The organism is Microbacterium sp. (assembly GCF_031178445.1).
Lineage (GTDB): Bacteria > Actinomycetota > Actinomycetes > Actinomycetales > Microbacteriaceae > Microbacterium.
Genome location: NZ_JAPSIY010000005.1, coordinates 116,921 through 131,409, shown reverse-complemented (window position 1 = coordinate 131,409; position 14,489 = coordinate 116,921). Strand labels below are relative to the sequence as shown.

12 protein-coding genes are annotated in these 14,489 nt (G+C 70.1%); 6 read left to right on the top strand and 6 right to left on the bottom strand.

The window, feature by feature from the left end; translation table 11 throughout:
* Positions 1-2 precede the first annotated feature (2 nt).
* Genes RIN43_RS08900 through RIN43_RS08875 form a run of 6 tightly spaced genes read right to left on the bottom strand, consistent with a single transcriptional unit; the run spans position 3 to position 5,821 of the window.
* Positions 3-1,622, bottom strand: coding sequence for an AAA family ATPase (locus RIN43_RS08900; RefSeq protein ID WP_309128550.1), 1,620 nt, complete (start codon positions 1,620-1,622; stop codon positions 3-5).
* Positions 1,623-1,632: 10 nt separating this feature from the next.
* Positions 1,633-2,385 (bottom strand): hypothetical protein, encoded by a 753-nt coding sequence (locus RIN43_RS08895; protein ID WP_309128549.1) that lies wholly within the window; start codon positions 2,383-2,385, stop codon positions 1,633-1,635.
* A complete protein-coding gene (locus RIN43_RS08890; RefSeq protein WP_309128548.1) occupies positions 2,378-3,196 on the bottom strand; it encodes a hypothetical protein in 819 nt (272 codons plus the stop codon). The genes RIN43_RS08895 and RIN43_RS08890 overlap by 8 nt, the downstream gene beginning before the upstream one ends.
* Positions 3,197-3,230: 34 nt before the next feature.
* Entirely contained in the window at positions 3,231-4,106 is an 876-nt protein-coding gene (locus RIN43_RS08885) for a 3-methyladenine DNA glycosylase (RefSeq protein WP_309128547.1), read from the bottom strand.
* A complete protein-coding gene (locus tag RIN43_RS08880) occupies positions 4,103-5,131 on the bottom strand; it encodes a phosphatase domain-containing protein (protein ID WP_309128546.1) in 1,029 nt (342 codons plus the stop codon). Before RIN43_RS08880 ends, RIN43_RS08885 begins: the two co-directional genes overlap by 4 nt.
* 33 nt (positions 5,132-5,164) lie before the next feature.
* Positions 5,165-5,821, bottom strand: coding sequence for a DedA family protein (locus RIN43_RS08875; protein ID WP_309128545.1), 657 nt, complete (start codon positions 5,819-5,821; stop codon positions 5,165-5,167).
* 43 nt (positions 5,822-5,864) lie between these two features.
* Here RIN43_RS08875 and RIN43_RS08870 point away from each other — a divergent pair, with 43 nt between their 5' ends.
* The 6 genes from RIN43_RS08870 to holA all read left to right on the top strand — a co-directional run bounded on the left by RIN43_RS08870 (position 5,865) and on the right by holA (position 14,460).
* On the top strand, positions 5,865-7,229 hold the full coding sequence (locus RIN43_RS08870) for an anthranilate synthase component I family protein (protein ID WP_309128544.1): 1,365 nt from the start codon (positions 5,865-5,867) through the stop codon (positions 7,227-7,229).
* 53 nt (positions 7,230-7,282) lie between these two features.
* Positions 7,283-9,844, top strand: coding sequence for a leucine--tRNA ligase (gene leuS / locus RIN43_RS08865; RefSeq protein ID WP_309128543.1), 2,562 nt, complete (start codon positions 7,283-7,285; stop codon positions 9,842-9,844).
* Positions 9,845-9,947: 103 nt separating this feature from the next.
* Positions 9,948-10,559 (top strand): ComEA family DNA-binding protein, encoded by a 612-nt coding sequence (locus tag RIN43_RS08860; protein ID WP_309128542.1) that lies wholly within the window; start codon positions 9,948-9,950, stop codon positions 10,557-10,559.
* Positions 10,556-12,853 (top strand): ComEC/Rec2 family competence protein, encoded by a 2,298-nt coding sequence (locus RIN43_RS08855; protein ID WP_309128541.1) that lies wholly within the window; start codon positions 10,556-10,558, stop codon positions 12,851-12,853. The genes RIN43_RS08860 and RIN43_RS08855 overlap by 4 nt, the downstream gene beginning before the upstream one ends.
* 18 nt (positions 12,854-12,871) lie before the next feature.
* Positions 12,872-13,339 carry a hypothetical protein gene (locus RIN43_RS08850; RefSeq protein WP_309128540.1) on the top strand — a complete coding sequence of 156 codons (468 nt, stop codon included), beginning with the start codon at positions 12,872-12,874 and terminating at the stop codon, positions 13,337-13,339.
* Between the two features lie 53 nt (positions 13,340-13,392).
* Positions 13,393-14,460 carry a DNA polymerase III subunit delta gene (gene holA, locus RIN43_RS08845; protein ID WP_309128539.1) on the top strand — a complete coding sequence of 356 codons (1,068 nt, stop codon included), beginning with the start codon at positions 13,393-13,395 and terminating at the stop codon, positions 14,458-14,460.
* The last annotated feature ends 29 nt before the right edge of the window (positions 14,461-14,489 follow it).

Below are 14,489 nucleotides of genomic sequence, written 5' to 3'. Positions count from 1 at the left end.
CCTCAGTAGTCGACCGTACGGCCGCCGCGGCGCGACGACAGTCCGCCCGTCGCTTCGGCGCCGGTCTCGATCGGGTCCAGATCCTCCGACCCGGTCGCACGCACCGCGCGCTCGGAAGCCCAATCGCGGATGCGCCGCACCTCCTCGGCCTGCGTCACGGCAAGCGGGATGGTGGATTCGACCACCTGCTCCAGTACGCCGCGGTCCACCGGACGGCCCAGGCTGTATCCCTCGAACAGTGCGGCGACGACGGCCTGCTCGATCTCCGCTCCGGAGTGGTTCTCGGTGCGCCGCACGAGCTCGGCGATCGCATCCGGGTCCTGCGCGACGGCGCGCAGCCCGTTCGCATCCGACGCGTTCGCCTCCAGCTGCAGCCGCCAGATCACCTCGCGCTCGACGGCCGTGGGCAGGTCCACGAAGAAGATCTCATCGAAGCGTCCCTTACGCAGGAACTCCGGCGGCAGCGCGTCGATGTTGTTGGCTGTCGCCACGACGAAGACCGACCGCTTCTTCTCCTGCATCCAGGTCAGGAACGTGCCGAACACGCGCGCGGAGGTGCCGGAGTCGCCGTTGCCGGTGGTGTTGGAGAAGCCCTTCTCGATCTCGTCCACCCACAGGATGCACGGTGCGACGGCCTCGGCTGTCGCGATCGCCGTGCGCAGGTTCTGCTCGCTGGAGCCGACCAGTCCCGAGAAGATGCGGCCGATGTCGAGGCGCAGCAGTGGCAGTCCCCATGATGCTGCGGTCGCCTTCGCTGTCAGCGACTTGCCGCATCCCGGCACGCCGGTGATCAGGACGCCCTTGGGGTCGGGCAGGCCGTACTCCTTGGCCCCGCTGAGCCACGAGCCGCTACGACGCGAGAGCCAGCGCTTGAGGTTGTTCAGCCCGCCGACGTCGTCGAGGTCGATGCCGGCGTCCATGAACTCGAGCAGGCCGGACTTGCGGACGATCTGCCCCTTCTCGTCCAGGATGACGTGGACGTCTGCCGCGCCGAGGGAGCCGTCGTTCACCATGGCGCGAGCGAACGCGTTCTCCGCCTCGGCCATCGACAGGCCGAGCGCGGCGTGCACCAGCTGGTCTCGAACGTCGTCGTCGGCGTCGATGCGGATCCGCCCAGGCCCCGACGAGTTGCGCTCGATCATGGTGTCGAGCAGTTCGCGGATCTCTGCCGGGTCCGGCAGCGGGAACTCCAGCAGATGCGTGAGCTCGCTCAGCTCAGGCGGGATGGTGCGCACGGGCGAGATGAGAACAAGCACCCTGGAAGCGTCGCCGTGGCGGAAGTCCAGCGCCGTCTCGCGCGCGGTTCGGACGACGAGCGGCTCGCCCTGGCGATGCTCGGAGCCGAAGTAGGCGTGCAGATCGCAGAAGACGAAGACGCCGGCGTCCGGCACTCCTGCGATGTGCGAGAGCGCCCGCGCGGGGTTGGCGGTGTTCGCGACGCTCTTGCCGTCGGGGTCGATCAGGCCGAGCGCGCTGGTCCACGTCCACACCGGACGAGGATGCCGCTGGGCGGCGGCGGCCTGCGTCACCGCTTCGATGGCGCGTACCTCCTCGCCGGTCTCCAGGTACAGCAGCGGCAGGCGGGCCTTGAAGGCCTCGTCGAGCGTCTGGGCGAACGTCATGCCATCCCTTTCATTCGTCCACGTCGACGGACCATTCGCCGCCGGTCGATTCGATCCTGAACAGCACCGTACCCGGCGCGCGCCAGGAGGCGCGGGTGCTGAAGTCATCGACGTCGTTGACCGCCGGGTCTGCGGCGTACTCGAGTTCCGGCGCGTACAGCGTCACCCGGAGGAACCCCGGCCCGGAATGGGAGAATCGCGCGCTGAGCGCGTCGCCGCGGTACGAGAGCAGGGCATCACCGGAACCGTTGGCGGCGCCGTCGACGAGCGGCGTGCTCTCGACCGGCTCGGCCACCAGATCCCAGCTCTCCGTGCCGGCCGAGAACCAGAGCCTGCCGTCCGTGAGCGCGGGCGTCGCGTACACGACATCGTCCGGATCCCAGAGAGCCTCGAGATTCTCGGGACGATCCTGGCCGAGTTCGAACGACGCCGCGTCGGCGGTCTGGAACACGTTGACGTAGTCGTCGTGCTCATGCGTCATGCGAAACGCCAGCGGTTCGGAGTCAGCGGGGAAGGGGAGCCAGCCACCGCGTTCGTCGCCGCTGAGCCGTCCGTCGACGAGTTCGAGCCGCACGGGGTCCTCCTCGTAGTACGGGTAGACGCGATCGGCGACGAGCCCCTGCCCGGGGTCTACGTGGAGTGCGCCGTCGACCAGCGCGACCTGGGGGACGACGAAGAAGGCGGCGACCATGACACCGAGCGCGCCAACGCCCCAGGCGGCGCGGGAGAAGACGCCGATGCGGTGCAGTGCCGGGTCACTCATCCGCATCCCCCTCGGGTGTCGAGGCGTCGGCGCTGGGCGTCGGCGAGGCGGTCGGAGCCGGTTCGAAGAACTCGATCGACCAGCTGGTGGAGTCGTCGTAGCTGTCGACGGAGAAGACCACGGCGGGGCTGTCCGGCCAGGCGACCGTCGACGAGGAGTCCTGGAAGGTGCGGTACTCCGGGTCGTGACCCTCGCCCGTCGTGATGTGCAGCCGCACCGTGTACTCGCCGCGAGCCGTCACCCGAGCCGCGGTCGCCGTGCCGGTGTAGAGGAAGGAGGTGGATCCGCTGCCCGACACGATTCCTGCACGCTCTTCGAGGTCGGCCGGCTCGATGCGCACGCGCCATTCGTCAGCGGTCCTCGCACGCAGCCACACCGTCATCTCCGAGGAGGTGGGAAGCAGGTGGAACGGTTCGGTGGAATAGTCGCTGAACTCGGCCGGTGCGAGATCCTCGCTCGCAGCGCCGCGCTCACTGAGGAACACCGCGGAGATCGGGGTCTCGTCGTCGAGGTAGGTGAACAGCAGCGGCTCGCCCGGCGTCAGGCTGGTGAGAGGGATGTACTGCTGGCCGTGACCGGTCCAGGTGTCGCCCTCCGCGGAGGCGGCGGTCGGCTCAGGGTCGTCCCAGGGGTCGTAGTAGTCGTCCGAGGTGACGATGCCACCGGGTCCGGGGCGGTATCCGTCGGCTGCCGAGGTGAGCAAGGGCCACGCGATGAGCGCGATCAGCACCAGGGCCACCAGCGTGTACCCGGCGCTGAACGCACGGATCCGCGCACGCGCACGCGAAGACGGCTCTGCCCTCGAACTCACTCGTCCTCCCCTCCCAGGCAACCCTAGTGGGGGCTCAGGCTGAGACTGATGCGCCGAGCCAGGCGCGCAGCATCCGCTCGCGCATCGCCGCGCCGCGCTCTGCGAAGCCGCGCTGTCGTCGCACGTACTCCGCCTTGCCCTCGGGAGTCTCGATCGGCACCGGCCGCACGCCCCACGCCGACAGATCGTACGGTGCCGCCTCCATATCGAGCAGGCGGATGTCGCGCGCGAGCTCGAAGGCGTCCAGCAGCATCTCCCCGGGAATGAGCGGGCCGAGCTTCATCGCCCACTTGTACAGATCCATGCCGGCGTGCAGGCAGCCCGGTTGTTCCAGCGTCGGCTGAGTCTCCCTGGTGGGCGCGAGCCGGTTGCGGGGCACGGCCTCCGGGGTGAAGAACCGGAACGCGTCGAAGTGGGTGCAGCGCAGCTCGTGCGCCTCGACGACCGCATCCGTTCCCGCCTGTCCCAGCCTCAGCGGAACCGGATGCCGATGCTCGTCGGCGCGGTAGACCATCGCCCACTCGTGCAGGCCGAAGCACCCGAACTGCCCCGGTCGTGACGCGGTGCGGCGCAGCATCCGCTCCACGAGCCGGGCGAGATCGGGTTTGTCGTCGGCGAACGCCCTTGCGTCCGGGAAGAGGTCAACGGGGCGCGCTGCGGGGGAGTACCAGCGCCAGCCCGTCCGCTCCGCGGCATCTTCGAGGGTCACGCCGGCACCGGGATGCCAGCGGCGCAGCTGCGCCGGCTTGTACGAGTAATAGGTGAAGAGGAAGTCCCAGACAGGGTGCTTCTGGCCGCGGGCGGCGCGTTCGCGATGCGCCGCCGTCAGCGCGTCGGCACGCTGCGCATGGCGCTCGGCCCGCTCGAGCCAATCCGCTCGCGGGAGGCATGCGGCGGGCGAGGCGATCATGAGCCCGCGTCGAGGATGCCGACGTCGCCGAGTCGGTCGCGCAGTCCGGCGCCGTCCTCGGCGCTCACCCACGGCACGGCGTTCTCGTCGTGAGGTGCTGTGGCCCGACCGCCCGCGAGCATGGCCTCCGCAGGGAGCAGCCGGCGGATCGCGATGCCGGCCACCGAGGATGGATGCTCTTCGAGGAACTGGGAGTAGATCGCCTCGTCATGCTGCCCGTCGTCTCCGATGAGCAGCCAGCGCACCTCGGGGAACTCCTGCGCGAGCCGGCGCAGATTGCGCGTCTTGTGCTCGCGTCCGCTGCGGAACCAGCGGTCATGGGTCGGACCCCAGTCGGTGAGCAGCATGGCGCCGGCGGGGAACAGGTGCCGACTGAGGAAGCGGCGCAGGGTCGGCGCGATGTTCCACGCCCCTGTCGACAGGTAGATCACGGGCGCGCCGGGGTGATCCCGTCGCAGCTGCTCCAGCAGCACAGCCATCCCCGGTACCGGCGTGCGGGCGTGCTCATCGAGCACGAACGAGTTCCACGCCGCGATGAACGGGCGCGGCAGGGCGGTGACCATCACGGTGTCGTCCACGTCGCACACGACGCCGAAGCGCACGTCATCCCCGACGACGAACACGCTCGCCTCGACCGGTTCCTGCCCCTCCACCGACATGGTGAACGTCTGCCAGCCCGGCTCCAGGTGGGCTTCGACGACCGTGTCGATCACGCCGCCGCGATCGGCCACGACCTCGTGCACACGGCCGCCGATCTCGACGCGGGCCGAGGCGAAGCTGACCGGGATGCCGACGAACGAGCGCCAGCCGCGCACACCGGCTCGTTCGCCTCGCGCGCGCTTGGGCGGGGGCGGCACGATCAGCACACGGCCCACCACGCGCACCCAGTCGGAGCCACCGTAGCCGGGAAACGGCACCGCGGTCGCCGAACGCCCTCGCCTGCGGGCGCGGCGTTCGCGCCAGACGTGGAAACGGTGCTCGAGTCGAGCGAACCAGTGGATCTTGGCCGCTGAGGCTGGGGACATCTCCTTCAGTCTTTCACGGTTCCACGCCGAGGCTCACGCGTCGTGCGGGCTCTCCTCGGTCATATGCCGCTCCTCGCGCTTGGCAATGACCTTCTTCGCCACCAGCACGGCGATCAGCAGCAGCACGATCACGCCGACGAAAAGATAGCCCGCGTAGTGCACCGTCTGCGACAGCTCCTTGTAGTTGCCTGCCATCACGGACGCGACACCCACGTAGATCGAGGTCCACAGCACGCACGCGGGGAAGGTCCAGGCCAGGAACCTCCGGTAGGCGAACCCGCTCATGCCGACGGTCAGCGGCACGAGCGAGTGCAGCACGGGGAGGAAGCGGGAGAGGAAGATGGCGATCCCGCCACGACGGCGCAGGTAGCGCTCGGAGCGCGCCCAGTGCGCCTCGCCGATGCGTCTGCCCAGCCATGACGTGCGGATGTGCGGGCCTATCCATCTGCCGAGCCAGAACCCGATCGATTCCCCGATCAGGGCCCCGACGACGACGACGGCCCCGAGCACGACGCCCTCGACCCACCCGGACACGCCGATCGAAGCGACCAGCACGACCGTGTCCCCGGGAACGACCAGCCCGATCAGGATGCTCGTCTCGAGCATGATCGCGATGCCAGCGAGCACCGTGCGCAGGACGGGATCGACCGACTGCACCAGTTCGATGGCCCACAGCACGAAGTCGTTCACGCCACGAGCTTACGAGCCCGATGCGGGTCGTACGCTGAGAATCGTGTCATCTCCCGCGACCCTGACCGCTCTCCCGCTCGACGGGTGGACGGACGCCGAGAGCCTGTTCCTGCGTCTGTTCGCCGACACCGACGCGGCATTCTGGCTCGATGCCGGTCCGGATGCGGCCGACGGCTGGAGCATCCTCGGCGCGGGCGAGGTCGAGAGCGATGCGGATGCCGTGCGGGCGGTGCCGCTGGCTGTTGACGCGGCGGCCGAATCTCCCGTGCCCTTCCGGGGCGGATGGGTGGGCTGGCTGGATTACGAGTCGGGGGCCGGTCGCGCCGGAGCACCCGTGACCCGTGCGGAGCGGCAACCGCAGGGCGCATGGATCGCGGTGCATCGGGCGATCGCCCTCGATCACGCGCGACGCAGGTTGTGGACGCTCGCCGACCCGGCGAGCGCCGAGGCATGGCAGGCGCAGGTGCGATCGGCCCTGTCGGATGACACCGCGCCGCCTCCTCCGCCCGTACCGGCGACGTCGACGGCTGTCGCACGGCACGGCGTGCGCGAGTACACCGGGCTCATCGAGGAATGCCGGGAGGCGATCCGGCGCGGCGATGCGTACCAGCTCTGCCTCACCACCCGCTTCCGCGCGCCGCGGCCGGCTGACCCGCTCTCCGCCTATCGCAGGCTGCGGGCGGCCACGCCCGCGCACCACGGGGGCTACCTGCGGGCCGGAGACCGCAGCCTGCTCAGCGCGAGCCCCGAGCAGTTCCTCGCCGTGTCCCGTGGCTTCGTGTCGACGAGCCCCATTAAGGGGACGCGACCCCGGTCGCAGGATCCGGTCGAGGACGCGCGGCTCGCCGAGGAGCTGCGCACGGATGTGAAGGAGCGCGCTGAGAACGTCATGATCGTCGACCTGATGCGCAACGACCTTTCCCACGTCGGCGTGCCGGGGACGCTGAACGTGGGACGGCTGTGGCAGGTGGAGACCTACCCGGCCGTGCATCAACTGGTCAGCGCGGTGAGCGTGCGACTGCGCGACGGCATCCGCTTCGGAGAGCTGTGCGACGCCACCTTCCCCGCCGGCAGTATGACGGGCGCGCCGAAGCTGTCGGCGATGAGCATCCTCAACAGGCTCGAGGCTGCGCCCCGCGGGGTGTACGCGGGATGCTTCGGGCACGTCGGTCTGGACGGCAGGGTCGATCTGGCGATGGTGATCCGCTCGATCGTGGTCGAGCGCGACGGCGCCTACGTCGGAGCCGGCGGCGGCATCACCTGGCTCTCCCGCCCCGATGCCGAGGCTGCCGAGGTCGCGACCAAGGCGCGCGCGCCGCTGGCCGCGCTCGCCGCCGAGCTGCCGCGAGAATGGGCGGCACTCACCGCCGACCTCACCGAGGCCGGGGGAGAGGGCAACTCGCGATAACCTGGAATCTCCCGATTTTCCGGGATGTTCCGCATCCGTAGATTGGCCGATCCTTGTCCGAGCATTCGTCCGCACCCACCGCCGAGACCCACGACACGCCTTCTGCGCACGCGCTCCAGGACAAGTGGCAGAAGTACTGGGCCGAGAACGAGACGTTCCTCGCCGGCGGCTCTGACGACACCAGGCCCCGCAAGTACGTGCTGGCGATGTTCCCGTACCCCTCAGGCGACCTGCACATGGGGCATGCGGAGAACTACCTGTACAGCGACATCGTGGCCCGCTTCTGGCGGCACCGCGGCCACAACGTGCTCAACCCGATCGGCTGGGACTCGTTCGGCCTGCCGGCTGAGAACGCCGCGATCCGCCGCGGCGCCGACCCGCGCGAATGGACTTATCAGAACATCGATCAGCAGAAGACGGGGTTCCGCGCCTACGGCGTCTCGTTCGACTGGTCACGTGTGCTGCACACCTCCGACCCCGAGTACTACCGGTGGAACCAGTGGCTGTTCCTCAAGATGTACGAACGGGGGCTGGCGTACCGCAAGAAGAGCCCGGTGAACTGGTGTCCCAACGACCAGACGGTGCTCGCGAACGAGCAGGTCGTCGACGGTCGCTGCGAGCGCTGCGGGGCCGAGGTCGTGAAGAAGAAGCTCACGCAGTGGTACTTCAAGATCACCGACTACGCCGACCGCCTGCTGGACGACCTGAACCAGCTGGAGGGCCGCTGGCCGCACAAGGTGCTGCAGATGCAGCGCAACTGGATCGGCAGGTCGGTGGGAGCCGACGTGGACTTCCGCATCGAAGGGCGCGAAGAGCCGGTCACCGTGTTCACCACCCGCGCCGACACGCTGCACGGCGCGACGTTCTTCGTGATCGCCCCCGACTCCGATCTGGCTGCCGAACTGGCCGCCGCGGCACCCGCCGAGGTACGAACGCGCTTCCAGGACTACCTCGAGCAGGTACAGAAGACGAGCGAGATCGACCGCCAGGCGACCGACCGCCCGAAGACCGGGGTGTTCCTGGAGCGTTATGCGATCAACCCCGTGAACGGGGAGCGGATGCCGATCTGGGCCGCCGACTACGTGCTGGCGGACTACGGCCACGGTGCGGTGATGGCCGTGCCCGCTCACGACCAGCGCGACCTCGACTTCGCCCGTGCCTTCGACCTGCCCGTGAAGGTCGTGGTCGACACGACGGCGCCGGTCACGGGTGCGATCCCCGTCGTCGACGCGGATGCCGACATCGACTCGCTCGACGACCAGCATCCCGCGAAGACCGGTGTCGCCCTGACCGGCGAGGGTCGGATGATCAACTCCGGTGAGCTGAACGGGCTGTCCAAGCGCAACGCGATCGCGCGTCAGATCGAGCGCCTCGAGAAGGACGGTGTCGGGCGGGCGGCGAAGAACTACCGCCTGCGCGACTGGCTGATCTCCCGTCAGCGCTTCTGGGGCACGCCGATCCCGATGCTGCACACCGAGGACGGCGGCATCGTGCCGGTGGCGGAGGACCAGCTGCCCGTGCGCCTGCCCGATGCGGCTGGCCTCGATCTGCGCCCCAAGGGCACCTCGCCCCTGGGCGCGGCGGAGTCGTGGGTGCGCACGGTGGTGCCGGGCACCGGCGAGCCGGCCCTGCGCGACCCCGACACCATGGACACCTTCGTCGACAGCTCGTGGTACTACCTGCGCTTCCTGTCGCCGAACAGCACCGACTTCGCGTTCGACGGCGACGAGGCGAAGCGCTGGGCGCCGATCGACTCGTACATCGGCGGCGTCGAGCACGCCATCCTGCACCTGCTCTACGCGCGCTTCATCACGAAGGTGCTGTTCGACATGGGTCTGGTGGACTTCACCGAGCCGTTCTCGAGCCTGATCAACCAGGGCATGGTGATCCTCAACGGCGCGAAGATGTCGAAGTCGAAGGGCAACCTGGTGCTGTTCCAGGAGGAGCTCGACGCGCACGGAGCCGACGCACTGCGCGTCGGCCTGGCCTTCGCCGGACCGGTGGAGGACGACAAGGACTGGGCCGACGTCTCGACCACGGGAGCGCAGAAGTTCCTGACGCGCGCACTGCGCATCGCCGGTGAGGTGTCGAGCGAGGCGGGCGTGGGCTTCGACGGCGGAGACCGTTCGCTGCGCCGTGTCACCCATCACCTGCTGGCCGAGGCGCCGGGGCTGGTCGAGCAGACCAAGTTCAACGTGCTGGTCGCGCGCCTCATGGAGCTGGTGAACGCGATCCGGAAGACGATCGACGCCGGCGCTGGTGCTGCCGATCCGGCCGTGCGCGAGGCTGCCGAGACGCTCGCGGTGATGCTCGACCTCATCGCCCCGCACACCGCGGAGGAGATGTGGGAGATGCTCGGTCATGAGCCTTCGGTCGGGCTGGTGCAGTGGGCGCACGCCGACCCTGCCCTGCTCGTCGAGGACACCGCCACGGTCGCCGTGCAGGTCGGCGGCAAGGTGCGGGCGACCCTCGAGGTACCGGCGAAGATCGGCGAGGCGGAGCTCGAAGCCCTGGCGCGCGCCGACGAGCGCGTGCAGCGCGCGCTGGACGGCAAGGAGATCATCCGCGTGATCGTGCGCGCTCCGAAGATCGTGAACTTCGCCGTCAAGAGCTGAACGCACTCGGAGAACTCCTGCACAGCGTCGCAGCGTGCAGGAGTTCTCCACATCCGCTGACGAAGCGGCACGGCGCGGCAACAGGCGTGTCTAGCGTGGCGGGGTGGCCCCAGCTGAGTCGATCGTTCCGGAGCCGTCGCCGCGTCCGCGTCTGAAGCTGGGCATCGGCGCGGCGGTAACCCTGGGGCTCGTGGTGCTGTCGGCCTCGGTCGGCTGGGGCATCCTCCGGGGTCAGACGGCGCCGGTGGAGAGCATTCCTCTGGACGACGGGGCGAGCAGCGCCGTCGTGACCGAAGGCGCAGAGCTGTACGTGCACGTGCTGGGCGAGGTGGCGAAGCCGGGGCTGTACATCCTCGATCCGCAGGCGCGGCTGGTCGACGCGCTGGCCGCGGCGGGTGGCACTCTCGAAGCCGCCGACCTGCAGGCGGTCAACCTCGCGCGCCCGCTCAGCGACGGCGAGCAGATCGTCGTCCCTGCTCGCGGAAAGACGCCCTCGGGCGAGTCGCCCCCGCCGCCCTCCGACGGCAGGATCGACCTCAACTCGGCCGATCAGGCCGCGCTGGAGACGCTGCCTCGCATCGGTCCCGCCCTGGCCGAGCGCATCTTGCAGTGGCGCGATGAGAACGGCCGGTTCCGCGCGGTGGAGGATCTTCTCGCTGTTCCTGGCATCGGCGAGAAACTGCTCGCGGGCATCCGGGAGAAGGTGCGCGTGTGAGGGATCTGCGCAGCGCGGTGCTCGCCGCCGTCGTGTGGGCGGCGGCCCTGACCGCCGTCTGCCTCCCCGCCGTCGCGCTGCCAGGCGCCGCGCTGGGTGCGACGGGCGCCGTCGTCCTGCTGATCGTCGTCCGGCTGCGACGGGGTGCCCCGGCGGCGGGAGCCGGTCTGGCAGTGCTCGCGCTGCTCTGCATCACGGGGGCGGGGGTCAACGTCTCGGCCGCTCAGCCGCAGCGCGCGCTGCTGGCCGAATCCGACGGTCGCGCCGTCGAGGCGGTCGTGCAGGTCGCGTCCTCGGCATCCATCGGCGATGACGGTCGGCTGTGGTTCGACGCTGTCACGGCCGAGCTCGGACCGCCGGGGCGTCTCGTCGCAGTCGCCGCACCCGTCCGCGTGGGCATCGCGCCGATCGCCGGCGCCGATCTCGGGGCGACGGTGCGGATCATGGGGCAGGGCAAGGTGACCGATCCGTTCGAGCGCGCGGGACTGGTCGTGTTCGGATCGAGTGCCGAAGTGGTTCGGCCGGCCTCGGGCGTCTTCGCCATCGCCGCCGACACGAGAGCAGGGTTCGTGGCCAGAGCGTCGATACTGCCGGAGCCGGGGGCCGGGCTCCTGCCCGGGCTCGCGGTCGGCGACACCCGAGCCGTCTCCGACGAGCTGAACGACGCGATGCTTGCCTCGGGACTGTCGCACCTCACCGCCGTCTCCGGCGCGAACTGTGCGATCGTCGTCGCCGCCGTGTTCTGGATGATCTCGCTGCTGGGCGGCGGCAGGAGCATGCGGGTCGTAGTCGCGCTGGTCGCTCTCGCGGCGTTCGTGGTGCTGGTGACGCCCGAGCCCAGCGTCGTGCGCGCCTCAGTCATGGCGGCGCTGGCGATGCTCACGGTGCTGCTCGGGCGCCCCAGCGCGGGCCTTGCGATGCTATCGGTCGCCGTCTGCGGCATCCTGCTCGCCGATCCCTGGCTGGCCGCGTCGCCGGGCTTCGCACTGTCGGCCGCGGCGACGGCCGCACTTCTCGTGCTGTCGCGGCCTCTGCTCTCGGGACTCGGGCGCTGGATGCCGCAGCCGCTGGCACTGGCGATCTCCGTACCGCTCGCCGCTCAGGTGGTGTGCGGACCGATCATCGCGCTGTTCTCGGAACAGCAGTCGCTCGTCGGCGTCGTGGCCAATCTGCTCGCGGCCCCCGCCGCGCCGGTCGCGACGGTGATCGGCCTGCTGGCCTGTCTTGCGGCGCCTGTGCCCTGGCTTGCGGATCTGCTGGCGGCGACGGCCTGGCTGCCCTCGGCCTGGATCGCCACCACGGCGACGGTGAGCGCTGCAGTCCCGGGTGCGACCTTCGCCGTCGTGGCGGGGCCGGTCGCAGCCCTGCTGGTCACCGCGCTCAGCGCCGCGGTGGCGGTCGCCCTGGTGCGTCCCCACTCGCGCATCCTGCACGCGGGCGCGGCACTCGTCCTGGCGGTCTCCGTCGGTCTCGGCGGCGCGCGGATGCTGCTCACCGGCCCGCTGGCGGCATTGTCTACGCCGGAGGACTGGTCGATCGCGGCCTGCGATGTCGGTCAGGGAGACGCGTTCCTGATCCGCTCGGCCGACCGCACGGCGCTCATCGACACAGGGCCCGACCCTGACGCGCTGCAGGACTGCCTGCAACAGACCGCGACGGATCGCATCGACCTGCTCGTGCTCACGCACTTCGACCTCGATCACGCCGGAGGCGTCGCCGCCGTGCAGGGGAGAGTGGGCACGGTGCTGCACGGTCCGGGTGCGGAAGGGCAGGATGTTCGCGCGCTGACGTCGCTCCGCGCCGGGGGAGCGACGCTCATGGAGGGCGCGGCGGGAGTGCACGGCAGCCTCGGCGGTGCTCGCTGGCGCGTGCTCTGGCCGGAACCGGGCTCGAAGGCCTTTCCCGCGGGAAACGACGCGAGCATCGTGATCGAGATCGCGGGCGGCGGCGTGCCCCGCACGCTGCTGCTCGGCGACCTGTCGGCGGCGCCTCAGCGGATGCTGCTGTCGGGCGGACGACTGCGTGGCCCCTACGCCGTCGTCAAGGTCGCGCACCACGGCAGCCGCGATCAGGAGCCCGGCCTCTACCAGGCGACTCGGCCCACGGTCGCATTGATAGGCGTGGGGGAGGACAACGACTACGGGCATCCACGCACCGAGACCGTGGCGCTGCTCGACGCCGTCGGTGCGCGTGTGCTGCGCACGGACGAGAACGGTCTGACCCTGCTCGGCGGGGGAGCGGACGGTATCGAGGTGCGAACGCAGCGGGCGCCACCGGATGCTGCAGACGACTGACGGAACGAGGACGGATCGATGAAGGAACAGATCTTGAGGAAGAAGTATGCGGTGCCTGCGCTGGCCGTGGCGGTGGTATTCGTGCTGAGCGGCTGCACACCGTTGCTGTCGTCGCCGGAGATGCGGGCGCGGGCCGTCGAGGACGAGGCCGAGCGGATCGCCGGGGCGCTGTCGACCCTGGACACGCACGCGCTCGAAGGGCTGGTCTGCGAGGAGCCGTGGCGGGTGCAGACGCCGAAGGACGACCCGCGGCCGCCTCAGCCGCTGACCGTGGAGGTCTGGCGGATCGAACCCCTCTCCTTGGAGGACTCGAACCACCAGGATCCCGATCCGGACGCCGAGTTCTTCACGGTGTCGTTCATGGACAGGATCGATGCGCAGGAGTTCGCCGATCGCGTGCGGCTGGATGCCGTCGTACGAGTGGACGAGCAGAGCGCGTGCCTGTGGGCGCTCGACGCGCCATTCGTGGTGTATCTCGGTCTCTGACCAGACGCGCGGTCGCCGGCTGCAGCGTCGCCGGCCGCCGGTAGGCTGGATCCATGTCCGCTCCTCGCTCCTCCGCCCGCGGGTCGAATGCGCGCGGGGGCGGCGCGAAGGGGCCGAAGATCCCTCAGGTTCCGTGGCGCGAGCCCAGGCCGGCATCCATCGTGCTGGTCTCGGGCCCCGAGGAGATCCTCGCCGAGCGCGCCACCGCAGGGGTGCGCGACTATCTGCGCGCGGAGGATCCTGCACTCGAGGTGAGCGACATTCGTGCCGACGACTACGGTGCGGGCACGCTGCTCGCGATGACCTCACCGTCGCTGTTCGGCGAGCCGCGGCTGGTGAGGGTCGCAGGAGTCGAGAAGTGCACCGACGCGTTCCTGCAGGAGGCACTCAAGTACATCGAGAACCCGCAGGAGGGTGCCACCGTCATCCTGCGGCACACCGGGGCGAGCGTGCGCGGCAAGAAGCTGCTCGACGCGATCCGGGCGGGCACGGGCGGGGGCATCGAGATCGCCTGCGCGGCTGTCAAGCGCGACTCGGACCGCGTCGACTTCGCGGCGGGCGAGTTCAAGGCTGCGAAGAAGCGCATCGCCCCGAGCGCACTGCGCTCACTCGTGTCTGCGTTCGCCGACGACCTCACCGAGCTCGCCGCGGCCTGCCAGCAGCTGATCGGTGACGTCGAGGGCGACGTCACCGACGAGGTGATCACGAAGTACTACGGTGGCCGCGTCGAAGTCTCGGCCTTCGTGGTCGCCGACACGGCGATCGCGGGCCGTTACGGTGAGGCGCTCATCGCGCTGCGGCACGCTCTCGCCTCCGGCGCCGATCCGGTGCCCATGGTGGCCGCGTTCGCCATGAAACTGCGCACGATGGCCAGGGTGGCGGGCAACCGCGAGCCCAGCCGCCAGCTCGCCCAGCGGCTCGGCATGAAGGACTGGCAGGTCGATCGCGCCCGCCGCGACCTGGCCGGGTGGAATGAGAGATCGCTCGGCATGGCGATCCAGGCGACCGCGCGTGCGGACGCCGAGGTCAAGGGCGCCGCGCGCGACCCGATCTTCGCGCTGGAGCGCATGGTCACGGTGATTGCGACTCGCGAGCCTTTCGGCGGCGATATCGCGCGGTGACGGAGCGCGCGGGGAGACGATTCGTTCCC